Source organism: Mycobacterium sp. E3305 (assembly GCF_001666785.1).
Lineage (GTDB): Bacteria > Actinomycetota > Actinomycetes > Mycobacteriales > Mycobacteriaceae > Mycobacterium.
Map to the genome: position 1 here is coordinate 1 of NZ_LZJA01000049.1, position 17565 is coordinate 17565.

Here is a 17565-nt window from a genome sequence, read left to right on the forward strand (position 1 = left end):
GTGGGCTACGTCGGCCTCTCGCACGACGTCGCGCTGCCCGGCGATGAGCTGTTCTTCTCCATGGTGCACCTGCACGGCGGCCTCGCCCCGGTGAGGCGATTCCTCCCCGAGCTGATCAGGCTGATCTGGGACGGTGAGATCAACCCCGGCAAGGTGTTCGACCTGAACCTGCCGCTCCAGGACGCCGCCGAAGGCTACAAGGCAATGGACGAACGTCGCGCGGTCAAAGTGCTGCTCAACGTCTGAGCTCCGCCCGCTTAACGCTCGACCCAACGCGAGTTCAAGGCGAAGTCCGACAGATACTTGGTCGAACTCCAGCCGCCATCGACGACGATCGTCTGCCCGTTGATGAAGCTGCCCCCGGGGGAACACAGGAACGCAACGGTGCTGGCCATGTCATCGATGGTCCCCAGCCTCTGATGCGGCGTCATCTCGGTGTTGATTTTTCGGAACCTGTCGTCTTCCAAGCGCTTTTCGACCATCGGAGTGACCGTCACGCCGGGCGCCACAGCGTTGCATCGGATGCCGGCCGCCCCGTACTGACAGGCGATGTGGGTGGTGAGTGCGGTCAGCCCTCCCTTGGCCGCCGAGTAGGCGCCACCGCGCAGGCCGCCGACGACGGCGAACGTCGATGTGACGTTGATGATGGCCGACCCCGGTCCCATGTGGGGCAACGCTTCACGCGCCAGCCTGAACGGTGCACGCAGCATCAAACTCAGGAAATAGTCGAGTGTTTCGTCGTCGGTCTCGTGCAGCGGCTTGGGGCTGCCCACCCCTGCGTTGTTGATGAGGAAGTCGACGTGACCCCAGCGGCCGACCGCGAGGTCCACGATGCGGCCCGGCGCGTCGTCCTCGGTCAGATCGACCGCGAGTGTCGCGACACGGCTCGGATCGTTGATGGCCCTTTCCAGCTCGGCCAGCCGGCCCTGATCCCGGCCCGTGCCGACGATCGCCATCCCCATCTCGGCGAGTTTCGTCGCGCATCCCAGGCCGATGCCGCTGCTTGCTCCCGTCACGATTGCGACCTGCATATCACCCATCTACCTTCGTCAGCGCGAGCTTGATCTGGTGTTTCAGCACCTTTCCCGCATCGTTCTTCGGCAGCGTGTCCCAGAAGACGACCTGTTCTGGCGCTTTGAATTTGGCGACGCCCTTGCTTTGCAGCAGGGCAAGCAGGCTCGCGACGTCCGGCCGTGATGAACCCGCGGGAACGATCACGGCGCACGCGCGCTCTCCGGTCCGGTCGTCGGGCAGTCCCACGACGGCGATTTCGGCCACGCCGGGATGGTCGGTCAGCAAGTCTTCAACCTCCTTGGCCGAGATGTTCTCGCCGTTGCGGATGATGACGTCCTTGGCGCGGCCGGTGACCACGAGGTACTGGCCGTCGACCCAGCGGCCCAGGTCGCCCGTCCGGAAATAGCCTGCCTCGTCGAAGGATTCGGCCTCATCCTCGGCGTGCAGGTAGCCCAATAGCATCTGCGGCCCCCGGACACAGATTTCGCCCTCGCCGGCCGCGGCGGCCGGGTGCGGGGCGAGCTTGATCTCGGCGATGCCCACGCGTCCGTCGGTCTCGGCCGCGTGGGCGGCCTCGTCTCGCTCCAGCGCTCCGACCGTCGTGACCGGCACTTCGGTGCAGCCGTACACCCGGGTGACCACCGCCCGGTCGAGATAGGCGCCGGCCCGGCGAATCAATGACGGCGAGACGGCGGCGCCACCGCAAATGAACACCTTCAAGGCGGGCAGCCGGCTGCCGGCACGCTCGGCGGCGGAGAGCAGCTGTTGCAGAAACGGTGTCGCCCCGGCCATATGGGTGCACCGCTGGCCGTCCATCACCGCCACGGCCGCCGATGGATCCCACCGATCCATCAGGATCGCGGACGTGCCCAGAAGCAGCGGACATTCGAACGCATAGATCGAGCCGCCGATGTGTGCGATCGGCGACGGCACCAGGAACGCGTCGCCGGGGCTGACGTCCCAGTGGTCCCGGATCTGGCGGATCAGTGCATGAATCGAATTGTGGCTGTGCAGAACGCCTTTCGGACGCCCCGAGGTGCCGGAGGTGTAGAGGACCATCCGCACGGCGTCGGGATCCAGGCTGGGCAGCCGCGTCGCGACCGGCCCCTGCTCCAGCAGTTGCGGGTACGGCGTGTGCCGGCCGGCTCGCCCCGTTTCGGGGCCGCGCAGCACGACCACCTCGGGCGCCCGGTCCATCGCGGCCGTCACCCCCTGGACCATCGCGGCATAGTCGTGACCGCCGAACCGGTGCGGGACGAAGATCATGGCGGCGCCGACGTCTTCGAGGATGAAGCGCAGCTCACGGTCGCGCAGCGAGGGCAGGATCGGATTCACCACCATCCCGGCGAGGGTCGCCGCCAGATAGATGACCGCCGCCTCGTGCCAGTTGGGCAGCATGAACGACACGACGCTGCCCACCGGCATGCGCGCCAGCAGGGTGTTCGCCAACGCGATGGCCTGCGTGTGGAGCGTGGCAACGTCGATCCGAATGTCCCCGTCCACCAGCACAATACGGCGCGGCGAAGTCGCCACGGCCGCGAGCAGGGAATCTGCCAGCGTGGTATGGACCCACAGGTCGCGCCGGTACGCGTCCGCCGCGCGTGCGGGGTCCTGGCGGGCCGGGGCGATCACCGCAACAACCTAATCTTTCACTCGGCGCATTGTCATCGCATACCGGAAGTCCGAAGACAGATGGGTGTTGATCGTCACCTGGGCGACCACGCCGTCAGACGTCGTATACGTGCGCTGCATCTGTAGGGCGGCCGTCCCCGCCTCGACCGCGAGACCGTCGACCACGTCGGGCGAAAGCACCACCGCGGCGATCTCTTGGTGTAGCTCGGCGATGGTGACACCGAACAGGTCCTCGATCAGCGGGAAGATCGGGCCGGCGTGCCGTTGCAGCAGCCTGCCGACCGCCGCGAAATCGCGGTTGATGTAGTACTCCGTTCGGCACAGGGGCGCTGACGCGCCGTCGGCCTGGCGGTACCCGCGCACGCTCAACCACTGTGTGCCGGCGAGCAATCCGGTTCGAGCGGAAAGGTCCCGGTCGATGGTCACCATCGCGTTCGACTCGATCGTCAGCTGCGCGCCGGCCGCGAAGACGAGCAGGTCGTCGATTGACATCGCGTCCTGCGCATAGGAACTGGTGGCCGGGCGCGGAACCACCCGGGTGCCCGCTCGCGGCCGGGACGCAACGAGGTTGTCATCGCGAAGCCGGCGCAGCGCCTCGCGAATGGTGTAGCGGCTGACCGCGAATCGCTCGCACAGCTGATGCTCCGTCGGGAGCTGCGAGCCGACCGGATAGACGCCGTCGACGATCTCCTTGCGCAGCGTGCGGGCGATCTGAAGGTAGCGGTGCTCGCCCGCGATGGCCTGGGTCATCAGCGGCCATCCCGGCGTAGGGCCAGGACGCTGCCGTCGCCGTCGGCCGAGAGGTAGAGGGTCCCGTCGGGCGCGGACGTGATGCCGGCAAAGGGGCCCTGCGGGCCGGAAAAGGGGGGCATCCCTTTCAACGGTTTGGGCGCCACACCCGGCGGCGGGCCGACCGGCAGCCCCGATGCGATGACGCGCCGGACCTGGCCATGCAGGTCGAAGGCGATCAACTCCTTGGTGCCCGCATCGACGATGTAGAGCACACCGTCACGCACCAGAATGCCTTGTGGGCGCTGCAGATCCGCCACCACGATGTCGCCGCCGGGTCCGCTCACCCTGACGACCCGCCCGGCCTCCGCCACCAGGGGCGCGCCCTCCGCGTCGATCGCGACGCCGACCGGATCCCGCAGGCCGGTGGCCAGCACCTCGACGCCGCCCGCACCCAGCGACAGGACCCGCCCGGTGCCCAGCTCGGCGAAGACGACCCCCTTGCGACCGACGGCAACGCCGTAGAGCTGGTCGAAACCGTCGGCCAGCACCTCACTTTGGCCGGCCGCAGGCCGGTAGCGGGCGACCTGACCGCCCGAGGTGGTCACGACGAACTCGCCGGGCCCGCTCGGCGCGATCCCCCGCAGGAACCCGGGATAGCCGGGGCTGAACAACATGCCCGCGGTCTGCAACGACCCGTCCGGCTGTACGAGATAGAGGTAGGTGCCATCGGCGACGTAAAGCCGGCCGTCGTGGTCCACGGCCAGGTCGAGCGGCCAGTTGAGCCCGCCGGGCAACACCGTTCGCGTCTCGCCGGTGGGCGCGATCTCGGTGACCTCTCCGGTGAAGTTCGAGGCCAGCACCCGGTCGCCGACCAACGTGCAGTTGTCCAGGCCGGGGCTCAACTGGGCCAGTACCCGCCGCTCGCCGCTGCGGGGATCTATGCGAAGGACCTGCCCGCTGGCGACCTGGGTCGACACGATGCGGCCGTGGTTGTCGAACTTGACCGAGTCCGGTACACCGAGATCGGCTGCGACACAGTGTGGCTCACCGCCGTCGGGATCGACGCGCCAGATCTCGTTGGCGCCCATCACGGGGAAATACAACAGGCCGTCGGGGCCTACCTCCATCGCGTTCGGTGACGGCACCCCATCCAGCAGCACCCGCGGCGATCCGCCCGCCGGATCGAGTTCCAGCAACCGGCCGCCCTCACGGCATTCGCCGACGAACAACCGGTCCCGATAAAACGTGATGCCGTTCGCCGACGGGACATCGTCGCGCAGCACTCGGGTTCGCCCGGCGGTGTCGAGCACGCTGACCCGGCCGTCCATCACCTCGGTGGCGTACAGGTTGCCGCGGGAGTCGAACGCGACGTCGTCGGGGGCGACGATGTCGCCGCCCTTCGGGCTCACGGTTTCCAGCCGGCCGGTGCGGTGATCCAGTGCGCTGATCTGACTTCCGGTCACCTGCGCGATGTAGACGCGACCGTCCGGGCCGGTCCGCAAACCGTTGGCGCCGAACAGCCGGCTGGGAGCGGTCACTCGATCGAGGGTCCAGCCTTCCGCCACGTCGATCGGGTGATGTAGCGCCGCATACCGTGACGGCTCCGCCGCGGTGGCCCTCGAAATCGACATGCCTCGCCGGGATCCTTCCGTAGGCCGTTTGAGCTGGACGTTATCAATTACGGTTAGTCCAGACAATAGTCATCGGCAGCGCTCTGCTCGGCCTTGACAGTCCAGTCTGGCGATGGGAATAGTATTCTCCGAACGACAGAATGCCATATTTTGTCCGGACCAGTAGACAGCAGAGCCCGTTGCGCCCGTGCCCGGTGTTCGCAGCAGGGGAAAGCAGGCCATGGAGGACTTCCTCAGACTCGACGGTCGCATCGTGGTGGTCTCCGGCGCCGGGGGCGGCGGGATCGGTACCACCGTGACGGCGATGGCCGCGCGGGCCGGCGCCACCGTGATCGCGGTGAGCCGGTCGAAGGAGAATCTCGACGAGCATGTCGCCCCGCTGGCCGGTCAGGGTCTGGCGGTGGTGCCGGTGGCGGCCGACGCCTCGACCGATGAGGGCATCGCCGCGGTCATCGATCAGGCGCGCCGCGCCGAGGGCAACCTGTACGGGCTCGTCAATGTCGCCGGCGGTGCCGCGCCATCGACGTGGATGCCGTCGACCCGTGTGACGCGGCACGACTGGCGCGAGATTTTCGCCGCAAACCTCGAGACCGCGTTCTTCATGAGCCAGGCCGTGGCGGCCGAGCTGGTGGCCCAGCAGCGGCCGGGATCGATCGTGTCGATCTCGTCGATCAGCGGCATGAACACCGCGCCCTTCCACATCGCCTACGGCACCGCCAAGGCCGCCATCGCCGCGATGACGCGCACCATGGCACTCGAGCTTGCCCTGGCCGGCATCAGGGTGAACGCCGTGGCGCCGGGCGTCACCGAGACCGCCGCCTCGCGCACCTATGTCGACTCCGACCCGGACCGGGATCGGCGGGCGATCGCGATGGGCAGGCGCGGCAGGCCCGAGGAACAGGCGGGCGCCATCCTGTTTCTGCTGTCGGAACTCTCCAGCTACATCACGGGCCAGACGCTGCTCGTCGACGGCGGGCTTGACCTCAAGTGGAGTCATCTCGACGCCGACAACACGTCGTTGTTCCTCAAGGACGAATCCTTCCGCGCGGCCATCAGGAGGATGCGATGACCGACCTCGCCAAGGGCGTGAACGCCGCAGCGGCCGAGGAACTTTCGCGGCCCGTCACGATCGGCGTCGAGGCCTACATCTCCGAAGACTACGCGCGCGCCGAGCGCGACAAGCTGTGGCGGAAGGTATGGCAGCAGGTCGGCCGGGTCGAAGAGCTGCCCGAGGTGGGCAGCTACCTGACCTACGACATCCTTGACGACTCGATCATCGTCGTGCGCACCGGACCACGCGAATTCCACGCCCACCACAACGTGTGCATGCACCGCGGCCGCCGACTGATCGACACACCCGAGGGTGCGAAGAACGCCCGCGGCCGTGCCCGCAAATCGTTCGTCTGCGGATTCCACGGCTGGACATACGGTTTGGACGGGGCGTGCACCCACATCCGCGAACAACAGGACTGGCAGGGGGCGCTCACCCCCGACAACACCCACCTGCGGCCGGTCAAGGTCGACACGTGGGGTGGCTGGCTGTGGGTCAACATGGACCCCGACTGCGAATCGCTGGCCGATTACCTGTTTCCCGCAGCGAAGATTCTCGACCCCTTCGGGTGCGAGAACATGCGCTACAAATGGCGAAAGTGGCTGTTCTTCGACTGCAATTGGAAGGTCGCGCTCGAGGCGTTCAACGAGACCTACCACGTCTACACCACCCATCCCGAATTCAACAGGTTCGGCGAATTCAAGGGCTGGGCCAAGGCGCAGGGCAAACACAGCAACATCGGCTATGACGCTCCGGACGACATGGAGGCCACCAAGTCCAAGATCCGCCTCGGCACCGGCGCCGATCCTCGCGTGTCCACCGCGGAGATGCAGGTGTACACGATGGAGGAAACGAACGCCACCACCACCCAGACCCTGGTGAACGCGGCCAAGCGGCTGGTGGACGAGTTGCCCGAGGGAACACCGGCCGACAAGGTCCTCGAGCACTGGCTGGCGTCGGCGCGCCGCGACGACGAGGCCCGCGGCGTGATCTGGCCGACGATTCCCGCCGACATCCTCGGGCAGGCCGGCACCGCGTGGCAGATCTTTCCGAACTTCCAGATCGGGCAGGGCCTGACCAGTGCGCTGTGCTACGGCGCGCGACCACATCCCAGCTACCACCCCGACAAGTGCATCTTCGAGGTGTCGGTCTTAGAACTCTATCCGAAAGGCCAAGAGCCCGAGACGGAATGGGAGTACACGCCGGTCGGCGATCCCAGGTGGCGTTCGGTCCTGCCGCAGGATTTCTCGAACATGGCCGCGGTGCAGCAGGGCATGAAATCGCTGGGCTTTCCGGGCACCAAGCCCAACCCGTACCGCGAACGCAGCACCGTCAACCTGCACTACCAACTGTCGAAGTACATGGGTACCGGCGCACCGCGGGAGCTTGAAGACACATGACCATGTTCGGAAACGATTGCGGACCGACGCAGACGCCGGACGACGCCGACATCGAGACGCTGCGGGAGAAGTATCGGCAGGAACGTGAAAAGCGGCTGCGCAAAGAGGGTTCCAAGCAGTACATCGAACTCGAGGACGATTTCGCCGGCTACTACCAGGTGGACCCGTACACGCCCGTCACACCTCGGGATCCGATCAACGAGGACATCGACGTGGCGGTTCTCGGGGGCGGCTTCGGGGGCCTGCTGTCGGCGGCCTATCTGAAGAAGGCGGGCGTCGACGACGTACGGATCATCGAGCTCGGCGGTGACTTCGGCGGCGTCTGGTACTGGAACCGCTACCCGGGTATCCAGTGCGACAACGAATCTTACTGCTATATACCGCTTCTCGAAGAGCTCAACTTCATGCCGTCGAAGAAATTCGCCGACGGCGCCGAGATCTACCAGCACTGCCGGAACATCGGCAAGCATTTCGGTCTCTACGACTCGGCGGTCTTCTCCACCCAGGTGCACGATCTGCGCTGGGACGAAGACATCAGGCGCTGGCGCGTCGGCACCAATCGCGGCGACGACATTCGCGCTCGCTTCGTCGTGATGGCGTCCGGCCCGTTCCACCGGCCCAAGTTGCCCGGCATTCCCGGCATCAGAGACTTCCGGGGACACAGCTTCCATTCGTCACGGTGGGACTACGCCTACACCGGCGGCGATGCCCAGGGCGGACTGGACAAGCTGGCTGACAAGCGCGTGGCCGTGGTCGGCACCGGCGCCACCGGGATCCAGATCGTGCCGTTCCTGGCCCGCCACGCCCAACACCTGTACGTCTTCCAACGCACCCCGTCGACCGTGGACGCGCGCAACAACGCGCCGACCGATCCCGAATGGGTCAAGACCCTGAAACCCGGCTGGCAGAAGGAACGCCAGCGCAACTTTCACTCCTGGACGTTCGAGGGCATGGCGCTCGGCCAGCCGGATCTGGTGTGCGACTTCTGGACCGAGCTCGGGCGCAACACCGCCGCCCGGGTCCTCGCCCTGGACGATCCGGCGGCACTGACTCCCGAACAGTTCATCGCGATCCGGGAGGAGGAGGACTACAAGGTCATGGAGCGGCTGCGCCGGCGCGTGGCGGCCATCGTCGAGGACGAGACGACCGCCGAGGCGCTGAAGCCCTACTACCGGTTCCTGTGCAAGCGGCCCTGCTCCAACGACGACTACCTGGCAACGTTCAACCGGTCCAACGTCACGCTGGTCGATGTGTCGGCGAGCAAGGGGGTCGAGCGCGCCACCGAAAAGGGCCTTCTCGCAAACGGTGTCGAGTACGAGGTCGACTGCATCATCTACGCGAGCGGATTCGAGATCACCACCGAAATCAGCCGCCGCTACTCGATCGAGACGATCGAGGGTCGCAACGGGCTGTCACTGTTCGACTACTGGCACGACGGCTACAAGACGTTGCACGGCATGACCAGCCGCGATTTTCCCAACCAGTTCTATACCGGGTTCACCCAGGTCGGCATCTCCGCGAACATCGCGGCCAATTACGAGGTGCAGGGCGAGCACATTGCCTACATCATCGCCGAAGCCCTGGCGCGCGGCGCGACCACCGTCGAGCCCAGCCAGGAGGCTCAGGAGGCGTGGTGCCAGACGATCCGCGAGACGGCGGTCGACACCTTGGCGTTCGATGCTCAGTGCACGCCCGGTTACTACAACAACGAAGGCGGCGGGGGCGGCGAGGGAATCCGGTCCCACCTCGGTGAGCCCTACGGCCCCGGCTTCTACGCCTTCGAAGACCTGCTGCGCGTCTGGCGGGCCAGGGGCGACCTGGAAGGTCTGGTCCTGGGCACGTGAACGAGACCCCTTCCACAGAGCTGAGATTCGACGGCCGCGTCGCCGTGGTGACCGGCGCCGGCCGCGGATTGGGCCGCTCCTATGCCCTGCTACTCGCGGCGCGTGGCGCGAAGGTCGTGGTGAACGATCCGGGCGGCGGCCTGACCGGCGAGGGTTGCGATCCCGGACCGGCCGAGCACGTCGCAGCCGAGATCACGGCGGCGGGCGGGGACGCGGTCGCGTGTACCGCGTCGGTCGCGACCCGCGAAGGCGGTGAAGCGATCATCCAGACCGCCGTGGAACGTTACGGCGGCATCGACATCCTCATCCACAACGCCGGCAACGTCCGTCGCGCGTCGCTCAAGGAGATGAGCTACGAGGATTTCGACGCGGTCCTCGACGTCCACCTGCGCGGTGCGTTCCACGTTGTGCGGCCGGCGTTTCCGCTCATGTGCCGGGCGGGCTACGGGCGCATCGTGTTGACGTCGTCGATCGGCGGCCTGTACGGCAACCACGGGGTGGCCAACTACGCGGCCGCGAAGGCCGGCGTCATCGGACTGGCCAACGTCGCGGCGCTCGAAGGCGCCGCCGACGGCGTCGCGTGCAACGTCATCGTCCCGGCCGCGGTGACCAGGATGGCCGACGGCATCGACATCTCCGCCTACCCGCCGATGGGTCCGGAACTCGTTGCACCCGTCGCGGCTTGGCTCGCCCACGAATCCTGCTCGGTGAACGGGGAGATGTTCATCGCGCTGGCGGGTCGGGTGGCGCGGGTGGTCGTCGCCGAAAGCCCGGGGGTCTACCGGCCCTCCTGGACGATCGAAGATGTCGGCCGCCACCTGGAGGCGATCCGATACGTGGAGGCGCCGTTGATCTTCCCGGTCCTGCCCGACGGGCACGACCGGCACATTCGCTACAGCTTCGAATTGTCGCACCGCTCAAGCGATCAAGGAGCGCTGCATGGCTGACGCGACCGGTCCGCTCGCCGGCGTGCGAGTGATCGACCTGACCGCCATGGTGATGGGACCGTACTGCACGCAGATCATGGCCGACATGGGCGCCGACGTGATCAAAGTCGAACCGCCGGAAGGGGATAACACCCGCTACATCTCGGTGGGCCCGGCACCAGGCATGAGTGGCGTGTTCGTCAACGTCAACCGCGGCAAGCGCAGCGTCGTGCTGGACCTCCGAACCGAAACGGGCGCGGCCGCACTGCGCGGGCTGCTCGAAACGGCGGACGTGTTCATCCACTCGATGCGCGCCAAGGCGATCGCCAAGCTGGGGTTCGGCTACCCCGAGGTCGCCGCGATCAACCCGCGGATCATCTACACCAATTGCTACGGCTACGGCAGGCGTGGACCCGAACGCGACCGGCCCGCATACGACGACACCATTCAGGCCGAATGCGGCCTACCCGCGGTGCAACAACAGCTGACGGGCGAGGCCGACTACGTCGGGACCATCATGGCCGATAAGGTCGCCGGTCTGACGGCGCTCTACGCGACGACGATGGCGCTGTTCCACCGCGAGCGCACCGGTGAGGGACAAGAGGTCGAGGTCGCGATGTTCGAAACCATGGCCTCGTTCATGCTCGTCGAACACGCCAACGGTGCCCTGTTCGATCCCCCGTTGGGGCCGGCGGTCTATCCGCGCACCGTGGCGCCCAACCGCCGCCCGTACCGCACCAGCGACGGCTACATCGCCGCGTTGATCTACAACGACAAGCACTGGAACGCGTTCATCGATGCCGTGCAGCCGCCGTGGGCCGATGGGTCGCATTCGACGCTGGAACAGCGCGCCCGCCAGATCGACGCCGTCTACGGCTTATTGGCCGAAACGATGAAGCAGCGCTCTACCGAGGAATGGCTGGCCTTGTTCCGCGACCTCGAGATACCGGCCGCACCGCTCAATACACCGGGCGCGCTGTTCGATGACCCGCATCTCAACGCCGTCGGCATGTTCGAGACCGTGGACACCCCGCACGGACCGGTGCGCTTCCCGGGCGTGCCCACCTGGTTCTCACGGACGCCGGGGCGGGTCGCGGGGCCCGCCCCCGAGCTCGGCGCCGACACCACCGAAGTGCTCGCGGAAATCAGCACGAGCAGACGCGGAATCGCAGGAGATGCCCCGCCACAGTGCGAGTCTGTGTCTGCTCGCGAGGGAAAGGAGTCCTAGATGGGTGTGCCCGTCTACAAGCGCATTCTGGACCTGTTCGAGGCCGAGGGTGTCAATACCTTGTTCGGCATCCCCGACCCGAACTTCGTGCACATGTTCGCGGAGGCGGATGCCCGTGGCTGGTCGGTGGTCGCACCGCATCACGAACTCAGCGCGGGATTCATGGCCGAGGCTGCGTCGCGGATGACGGGCAATCCCGGCCTGTGCATCGGCACGCTCGGACCGGGCATGGCCAACATCGCGGGGGCGATCCAGTGCGCGAAAGTGGAAAACTCCCCGGTGATCTTCATCGGCGGCCAGCGAGCACGCATCACCGAGCGCCGGGTCCGGCGCGGCCGCATCCAGTTCGTCCGGCAGGAACCGCTCTTCGCGCCCTCGGTCAAGTACAGCGCCTCCATCGAGTACGCCGACCAGACCGACGAGATCATCCACGAGGCGATCCGCCGGGCCATGTCCGGCACGCCCGGCCCGGCCTACATCGAGTACCCGTCGCACGTAATCCTCTCCGAGCTCGACGCGGCGGATCCACTGCCGCCCCACCGGTATCGACTCGTCAACCAGACCGCGGGTGAGCGCGAGGTGGCCGAAGCGGCCAAGCTGATCCGGGCGGCCCAGAGCCCGATCTTGTTGGTGGGGCACGGGGTCCACACGTCGCGCACGGGTGCGGCGGTCCGGGAGCTGGCCGACCTCATGGCCTGCCCGGTCATCCAGACCTCCGGTGGAACGTCGTTCATCGACGGGCTCGAGGACCGCACGTTCGCGTACGGATTCTCGCCGGCGGCCGTCGAGGCGGTGGTGAACTCCGATCTGTGCGTCGCGCTCGGCACGGAGCTCGGTGAGCCGAGTCATTACGGCAGGACCCGCCACTGGGCGCCCAACGACGCAAACCGCAAATGGGTTCTGGTCGAACAGGACCCGGTGGCCATTGGGGTCAACCGTCCGATCGACGTCCCCCTGGTCGGCGACCTTCGCGGCGTGGTGCCTCAGCTGGTGGAGGCACTTCGCGGCACGCCGAGAAGGGCGTCCGCCGACCTCGACCGCTGGATCGCCGAGGACGCGGCGGAGCTGGCGCAGCTCGCGGAGAACGCGCCGACGGGACGGACGCCGGTGCACCCGGCACGCTTCGTCGTCGAGGCCACCCGGGCGTTCCCGAAGGACGGCATCATGGTCCGCGACGGCGGGGCGACAGTCATTTTCGGCTGGACCTACTCGCAGGCCAAACCGCGAGACGTCATCTGGAACCAGAACTTCGGCCATCTCGGCACCGGTTTGCCGTACGCGGTCGGGGCCTCGGTCGCCGAGGGCGGCAAGCGCCCGGTGATGCTGGTGACCAGCGATTCGGCGTTCCTTTTCCACATCGCGGAGTTGGAAACGGCCGCGCGACTACGGCTCCCACTCGTGTGCGTGGTCGGTGTCGACCACCAGTGGGGCCTCGAAGTCGGCGTCTACAAGCGCACCTTCGCCCAGCCGTCGCCGCAGCCCGGGGTGCACTGGAGCAAGGACGTCCGTCTCGACAAGGTCGCCGAGGGCTTCGGTTGCCACGGCGAGTACGTCGAGAAGGAAGAGGAGATCGGGCCGGCGATCGAGCGAGCGTACGCGAGCGGCAAGACCGCAGTCGTCCACGTCTGCATCGACCCGAAGGCGAACTCCGAGGAGATGCCCAAGTACGACGAGTTCCGTACCTGGTACGCCGAAGGCACCCAATAGTTCAAGGATCCCGAAGGAGGAGCCATGCGCGATTACCTGAAGTTCTACATCGACGGCCATTGGGTCGACCCGGTCCAGCCCAACACCTTTGACGTCGAGAACCCGGCGACCGAAGACGTGTGCGGAAGGATCTCACTCGGGTCGTCCGCGGATGTGGACGCGGCGGTGAGCGCGGCCCGGCGAGCCTTCGCCGACTGGTCGCAGAGCAGCCGCGAGCAGCGGCTGGAGCTGCTGGAGGGCATCCTCGCCGAATACCAGCGGCGCGCGGGCGAGCTCGCCGACGCGGTGACCGAGGAAATCGGCGCGCCGCCGTCGTTGGCCGCGGGCCCACAAGTGCAACTCGGGATCGGTCACTTGGTCACGGCGATCGACGTGTTGAAGAACTTCCCCTTCGAAGAACAGTACGGGGCGGCGCTGATCGCCAGGGAGCCGATCGGCGTCTGCGGGCTGATCACGCCCTGGAACTGGCCGCTCAATCAGATCGCCGTCAAGGTATATCCGGCGTTGGCGACAGGCTGCACCATGATCCTGAAACCCTCTGAGGTGGCGCCGTTTTCGGCCTACATCTTCGCCGAGATCCTCGATGCCGCAGGCGTGCCGGCCGGGGTGTTCAACCTGGTGAACGGTGACGGCCCCGGCGTGGGCATGGCGATTGCGGGCCATCCGGGCATCGACATGGTGTCGTTCACCGGGTCGACCCGCGCGGGGATCGAGGTGGCGAAGACCGCCGCCCCGACGGTCAAGCGGGTGACCCAGGAGTTGGGCGGCAAGAGCCCGAACATCGTCCTCGACGACGCGGGCTTCGCCGACAGCGTGCGGGCCGGCGTCGCCAACATGATGCCGAACTCCGGACAGAGTTGTAATGCGCCCTCGCGCATGCTCGTTCCGAACTCACGCATGGACGAGGCCATCGGCATCGCGCGCGAGACCGCCGGGCGGGTGAAGGTGGGCGACCCCGGCGACAAGACCGCGATCGGGCCCGTGGCATCCAAGGCGCAGTTCGACAAAGTGCAACGCCTCATCCAGAGCGGCATCGACGGGGGCGCGACCGTCGTCGCCGGCGGGCCGGGCCGACCCGACGGGCTGACCACCGGCTACTACGTCCGGCCGACCGTCTTCGCGAACGTCACCAACGACATGGCGATCGCACGGGAGGAGATCTTCGGGCCGGTGCTGTGCGTGCTCGGCTACGAAGACCTGGACCAGGCCGTCGATATCGCCAACGACACCGATTACGGCCTCGCGGGCTATGTTTCGGCGGCCGATCTCGACAAGGCCCGCGCGGTGGCGCGCCGAATCCGGGCCGGTTGGGTGACCATCAACCACGCGTTCGACATGAGTGCGCCATTCGGCGGCTACAAGCACAGCGGGAACGGGCGGGAGTGGAGCGAGTTCGGGTTTCACGAGTACCTGGAGATCAAGAGCATCTTGGGCTACGCGCCAGAGAAGGGCCGCCAGTAGCGCGCCGATCAGCCTGTCTCAAAGCGGCGACGGATACCGGCCAGCATCGCGATATGCGCCTGCACGGCTTCGCGAGCGGTCATCGCGGCCAGCGGCCGGGGCGCGGCGATCCGTATCCGCTCGGTGACGCGCGTGCCCGACGCGGTGGGCTCGAAACTCACCCGGCCGCGCAGCCGCACCCCCGGCGACTGGTCCGCCTCGGTCAGCACGTCGCCCTCCTCCGGCACCTGCAAACGTGCCCGGTAGGTGATGGTCATCGTGAACGGCCCCAACGGAATCCGGTCCCGCACCCGGTAGCTGAGCGCGACCCCGGCCGGGGTTTCGCTGCGCGACAATATCTCCACGGACACGATCAGCGGGTGCACCAGCTTGATGTTGTTCAAATCCACATAGAAGTCGCGAACCTCGCCCGGGGGCGCGGGCACTTCCTCCGTCAGCGTGTGCTCGGAGTGGGCAACCCACCAGCTCATGCGGAGAACTCCAAGAGGAGCTGACCCGTGCGCCACCAGATCAGCACGGCGAATGCCACCAGCACGACGAGGGTGACCGCGGCCTGAATCGTGTTGCGCCGCTCCCGTGGCGGGTAGACGTAGGCCGCGGCGACCAGCGCACCGGTGACCAGCCCGCCCACGTGCGCCTGCCAGCTGATGCGTTGCGCGCTGAACAACGGCACCAGGAACGTGAAGACGAGGTTGATCGCGATCACCGCCACCACCCAGCGGACGTCGAAGGCCAACCGCTTACCCACCACGAAGGTGGCGCCGAACAGGCCGAAGATCGCACCCGAGGCGCCTGCCGTCGCCGTGTCGAGCGGTGACACCAAATAGACCAGCACCGAGCCGCCCAGCCCGCTCAGCGCGTACAGCGCGCCGAAACGCAGTCGGCCCAGCCACATTTCGAGCGGCGGGCCCACCACATACAGCGCCCACATGTTGAACAGCAGGTGCGTGGCGCCGTAGTGCAGGAACGCCGATGTGACCAGGCGGTAGAACTGGCCGTCGGCGACGGCCGGCGGCCACAGCGCGAGCTGCTTCTCCAAGTTCCCCGACGCCATCTGCAGCACGAAGGCCGCCACGTTGATCCCGATCAGGGCATAGGTGAGCACCGGGGCCGAGCGCTGCCGTCCGCCGAATCGGGTGCGGGGCTGCCGGACCGTCCGCGCCCCGGCCCGGACGCACTCCACGCACTGCTGACCGACGGCGGCGCTGCGCATGCAGTCGCCGCAGATGTAGCGCTCGCAGCGGTTGCAACGGACGTACGTCGGGCGTCCCGGATGCCGATAGCAACTCGGCGCCGCGGGCGGCGAATCCGGTGGGCTGGGTGCGCTCATCGCCCTATTCTCGCCCGCGCCGGCGGGCCGGGCGCAGCGCTTTAGCAAAGCTGTTTTCCGCCCACCCCATTGCGCCTAATGTTTTCTGCGTGGAGTCGACATGAGCACCGGAGTGGTCGAACGCTACCTGGAGTGCCTGGCCGCACACGACTGGGACGGGCTCGCCGCAACGATCGCCGACGAGGGGCTGATCCGCGAGGGGCCGTTCTGCGATGTCGTCGAGGGCAAGCAGCACTACGTCGCCTACCTGCGCAAGGTGCTGACCAACCTGGACGGCCATCGGCTGGAGGTGCAGCGGGTCTCGCATGTCGACAGTCGCCTGTCGTACGTGGAGTTGACGGAGTCGTTCGTCATCGACGGCGCCGCCAAGCGGTGGCCCGAATGCCTACTCTTCGAGCGCGGCGATGACGGGCTGATCTCTCATGTCAGCGTGTTCTTCAAGCAGCCCGGCGCGCAGTGAATCGCCCGTGCGGCGAGCAAACTATTCCCTCACCCGCGAATTTGACCTACCGTGTGATGGGTGGAATCAAACGGAACCCCGGAATTGGTGCCCGTCGAAACATTGCACTCAGGTGATCCGATCATGGATTGCGGCCAGCGGTACATAGTCCTCGAATCGAAGGCCGTCGGCGACAGCTGCGTGGTCCTCGAGCTTGAATCCAGGGTGGACCACCAGCTGCAGGTCATCGAGAAGTCCTTCCCGGCCGGATACCACGTCAACAGGGCGAACCACCGAATCTTATAGCCCTAATTTACCCAGCCGAATATTGCGCGAGTAGCCGTTGGACGGCTACCGCGCATTCGTGTTTATTCGGGCGAGAAACGCAAATAGCGGTCGGCCGCATTTAGCGGCCGCGCGCCGGACGCGGGTCGCTGGGATTGTCCGGATCGGGATCGCCGAACCACCGCGCCGGCGCGCGCTCGCCGTAGGCGTCGTGCCATTCCCACCACTCGTAGGGCGCCGTCTGCGGATACCCGGCCGGCGAGTCCTCCCAGTTCTCCTGGCGCCCGAGCGCGGTCATGTCGAGGTAGCTCCAGGTGTTGCCCAGCGCCTCATCACCGCGGTTGTTGATGAAGTAGGTACGGAACACGCGGCCCCCGTCGTGGATGAACGCGTTCGTGCCGTGCCATTCGTCCACGCCGAAGTCGGCGTCGAAGCCGTCGGTGATCGTGTACCACGGCATCTGCCACCCCATCCGGGCCTTCAGCCGCGCGATGTCGACTTGTGGCGCCCGGGAAGCGAACACCAGGGTCGTGTCGCGGGCGTTCAGGTGGGCGAGGTGCCCCACGTGGTCGGCGATCATCGAGCAGCCGCGGCACGCGTGGCCGGGCCAGCCGTCCACGCCCGGCTCGAAGAACGCGCGGTACACGATCAGCTGGCGCCGTCCAGCGAACAAGCCCAGCAGGTCGACCCGGCCCTCGGGTCCGTCGAACGCGTACTCCCGCTCGACGGCCAGCCACGGCATCCGCCGGCGCGCCGCCGCCAGGGCGTCGCGGGCCCGCATCACTTCCTTCTCTTTCGCCAGCAGCTCTTCGCGCGCCGCGGCCCAATCCCGGGCCGACACGATAGCGGGTGTATGCATGTCGTTGTCCTCCTTAAGGTTTCGTG

At 67.1% G+C, this 17565-nt stretch carries 16 protein-coding genes and 1 pseudogene; 10 read left to right on the top strand and 7 right to left on the bottom strand.

Annotated features, from left to right (window positions below):
- Positions 1–246 (top strand): annotated as a pseudogene (locus tag A5701_RS04970) (IMP dehydrogenase); the annotation flags it as partial.
- A gap of 11 nt (positions 247–257) precedes the next feature.
- Here A5701_RS04970 and A5701_RS04975 read toward each other — a convergent pair.
- From A5701_RS04975 to A5701_RS04990, 4 genes are read right to left on the bottom strand one after another with little or no spacing between them, the layout of a single operon-like run.
- On the bottom strand, positions 258–1040 hold the full coding sequence (locus A5701_RS04975) for an SDR family NAD(P)-dependent oxidoreductase (protein WP_067749431.1): 783 nt from the start codon (positions 1038–1040) through the stop codon (positions 258–260).
- A complete protein-coding gene (locus tag A5701_RS04980; RefSeq protein ID WP_067749432.1) occupies positions 1033–2646 on the bottom strand; it encodes an AMP-binding protein in 1614 nt (537 codons plus the stop codon). The genes A5701_RS04975 and A5701_RS04980 overlap by 8 nt, the downstream gene beginning before the upstream one ends.
- Positions 2647–2655: 9 nt before the next feature.
- On the bottom strand, positions 2656–3396 hold the full coding sequence (locus tag A5701_RS04985) for a GntR family transcriptional regulator (RefSeq protein WP_067749440.1): 741 nt from the start codon (positions 3394–3396) through the stop codon (positions 2656–2658).
- A complete protein-coding gene (locus A5701_RS04990) occupies positions 3396–5009 on the bottom strand; it encodes an SMP-30/gluconolactonase/LRE family protein (RefSeq protein WP_067749447.1) in 1614 nt (537 codons plus the stop codon). Before A5701_RS04990 ends, A5701_RS04985 begins: the two co-directional genes overlap by 1 nt.
- A 220-nt stretch (positions 5010–5229) precedes the next feature.
- On the opposite strand from A5701_RS04990, the gene A5701_RS04995 reads away from it, so the two are divergent.
- From A5701_RS04995 to A5701_RS05025, 7 genes are read left to right on the top strand one after another with little or no spacing between them, the layout of a single operon-like run.
- Positions 5230–6078 carry an SDR family NAD(P)-dependent oxidoreductase gene (locus A5701_RS04995; RefSeq protein ID WP_067749453.1) on the top strand — a complete coding sequence of 283 codons (849 nt, stop codon included), beginning with the start codon at positions 5230–5232 and terminating at the stop codon, positions 6076–6078.
- A complete protein-coding gene (locus A5701_RS05000; protein WP_067749454.1) occupies positions 6075–7460 on the top strand; it encodes an SRPBCC family protein in 1386 nt (461 codons plus the stop codon). Before A5701_RS04995 ends, A5701_RS05000 begins: the two co-directional genes overlap by 4 nt.
- The gene (locus A5701_RS05005; protein ID WP_067749456.1) at positions 7457–9304 is read left to right on the top strand and encodes an NAD(P)/FAD-dependent oxidoreductase; all 1848 of its coding nucleotides are present in this window, start codon (positions 7457–7459) and stop codon (positions 9302–9304) included. The genes A5701_RS05000 and A5701_RS05005 overlap by 4 nt, the downstream gene beginning before the upstream one ends.
- On the top strand, positions 9301–10251 hold the full coding sequence (locus tag A5701_RS05010; protein ID WP_067749458.1) for an SDR family NAD(P)-dependent oxidoreductase: 951 nt from the start codon (positions 9301–9303) through the stop codon (positions 10249–10251). The genes A5701_RS05005 and A5701_RS05010 overlap by 4 nt, the downstream gene beginning before the upstream one ends.
- Positions 10244–11458 (top strand): CaiB/BaiF CoA-transferase family protein, encoded by a 1215-nt coding sequence (locus A5701_RS05015; RefSeq protein ID WP_067749460.1) that lies wholly within the window; start codon positions 10244–10246, stop codon positions 11456–11458. Before A5701_RS05010 ends, A5701_RS05015 begins: the two co-directional genes overlap by 8 nt.
- Positions 11459–13165, top strand: a complete 1707-nt coding sequence (locus A5701_RS05020) for a thiamine pyrophosphate-binding protein (RefSeq protein WP_067749462.1) — start codon at positions 11459–11461, stop codon at positions 13163–13165.
- Between the two features lie 24 nt (positions 13166–13189).
- Positions 13190–14626, top strand: coding sequence for an aldehyde dehydrogenase family protein (locus tag A5701_RS05025; RefSeq protein ID WP_067749464.1), 1437 nt, complete (start codon positions 13190–13192; stop codon positions 14624–14626).
- An 8-nt stretch (positions 14627–14634) separates the two neighbouring features.
- Here the strand turns inward: A5701_RS05025 and A5701_RS05030 are convergent, their stop codons facing one another.
- Together A5701_RS05030 and A5701_RS05035 are read right to left on the bottom strand one after the other, a co-directional pair.
- Positions 14635–15096, bottom strand: coding sequence for an SRPBCC family protein (locus tag A5701_RS05030; RefSeq protein ID WP_067749465.1), 462 nt, complete (start codon positions 15094–15096; stop codon positions 14635–14637).
- Positions 15093–15956 carry a rhomboid family intramembrane serine protease gene (locus tag A5701_RS05035; RefSeq protein WP_082950097.1) on the bottom strand — a complete coding sequence of 288 codons (864 nt, stop codon included), beginning with the start codon at positions 15954–15956 and terminating at the stop codon, positions 15093–15095. Before A5701_RS05035 ends, A5701_RS05030 begins: the two co-directional genes overlap by 4 nt.
- Positions 15957–16056: 100 nt before the next feature.
- Here A5701_RS05035 and A5701_RS05040 point away from each other — a divergent pair, with 100 nt between their 5' ends.
- Together A5701_RS05040 and A5701_RS05045 are read left to right on the top strand one after the other, a co-directional pair.
- Positions 16057–16416 (top strand): nuclear transport factor 2 family protein, encoded by a 360-nt coding sequence (locus A5701_RS05040; protein ID WP_067749470.1) that lies wholly within the window; start codon positions 16057–16059, stop codon positions 16414–16416.
- Positions 16417–16476: 60 nt separating this feature from the next.
- The gene (locus A5701_RS05045) at positions 16477–16701 is read left to right on the top strand and encodes a hypothetical protein (RefSeq protein ID WP_055404709.1); all 225 of its coding nucleotides are present in this window, start codon (positions 16477–16479) and stop codon (positions 16699–16701) included.
- 100 nt (positions 16702–16801) lie between these two features.
- Here A5701_RS05045 and A5701_RS05050 read toward each other — a convergent pair whose 3' ends face one another.
- On the bottom strand, positions 16802–17539 hold the full coding sequence (locus A5701_RS05050; protein ID WP_067749472.1) for a DUF899 domain-containing protein: 738 nt from the start codon (positions 17537–17539) through the stop codon (positions 16802–16804).
- Positions 17540–17565: the final 26 nt, after the last annotated feature.

Coding starts and splice junctions, on each gene's coding strand:
- A5701_RS05040 (WP_067749470.1), top strand. CDS start 16,057: ATGAGCACCGGAGTGGTCGAACGCTACCTGGAGTGCCTGGCCGCACAC.
- A5701_RS05005 (WP_067749456.1), top strand. CDS start 7,457: ATGACCATGTTCGGAAACGATTGCGGACCGACGCAGACGCCGGACGAC.
- A5701_RS04985 (WP_067749440.1), bottom strand. CDS start 3,396: ATGACCCAGGCCATCGCGGGCGAGCACCGCTACCTTCAGATCGCCCGC.
- A5701_RS05020 (WP_067749462.1), top strand. CDS start 11,459: ATGGGTGTGCCCGTCTACAAGCGCATTCTGGACCTGTTCGAGGCCGAG.
- A5701_RS05030 (WP_067749465.1), bottom strand. CDS start 15,096: ATGAGCTGGTGGGTTGCCCACTCCGAGCACACGCTGACGGAGGAAGTG.
- A5701_RS05050 (WP_067749472.1), bottom strand. CDS start 17,539: ATGCATACACCCGCTATCGTGTCGGCCCGGGATTGGGCCGCGGCGCGC.
- A5701_RS05035 (WP_082950097.1), bottom strand. CDS start 15,956: ATGAGCGCACCCAGCCCACCGGATTCGCCGCCCGCGGCGCCGAGTTGC.
- A5701_RS04975 (WP_067749431.1), bottom strand. CDS start 1,040: ATGGGTGATATGCAGGTCGCAATCGTGACGGGAGCAAGCAGCGGCATC.
- A5701_RS05025 (WP_067749464.1), top strand. CDS start 13,190: ATGCGCGATTACCTGAAGTTCTACATCGACGGCCATTGGGTCGACCCG.
- A5701_RS04990 (WP_067749447.1), bottom strand. CDS start 5,009: ATGTCGATTTCGAGGGCCACCGCGGCGGAGCCGTCACGGTATGCGGCG.
- A5701_RS05000 (WP_067749454.1), top strand. CDS start 6,075: ATGACCGACCTCGCCAAGGGCGTGAACGCCGCAGCGGCCGAGGAACTT.
- A5701_RS05015 (WP_067749460.1), top strand. CDS start 10,244: ATGGCTGACGCGACCGGTCCGCTCGCCGGCGTGCGAGTGATCGACCTG.
- A5701_RS04995 (WP_067749453.1), top strand. CDS start 5,230: ATGGAGGACTTCCTCAGACTCGACGGTCGCATCGTGGTGGTCTCCGGC.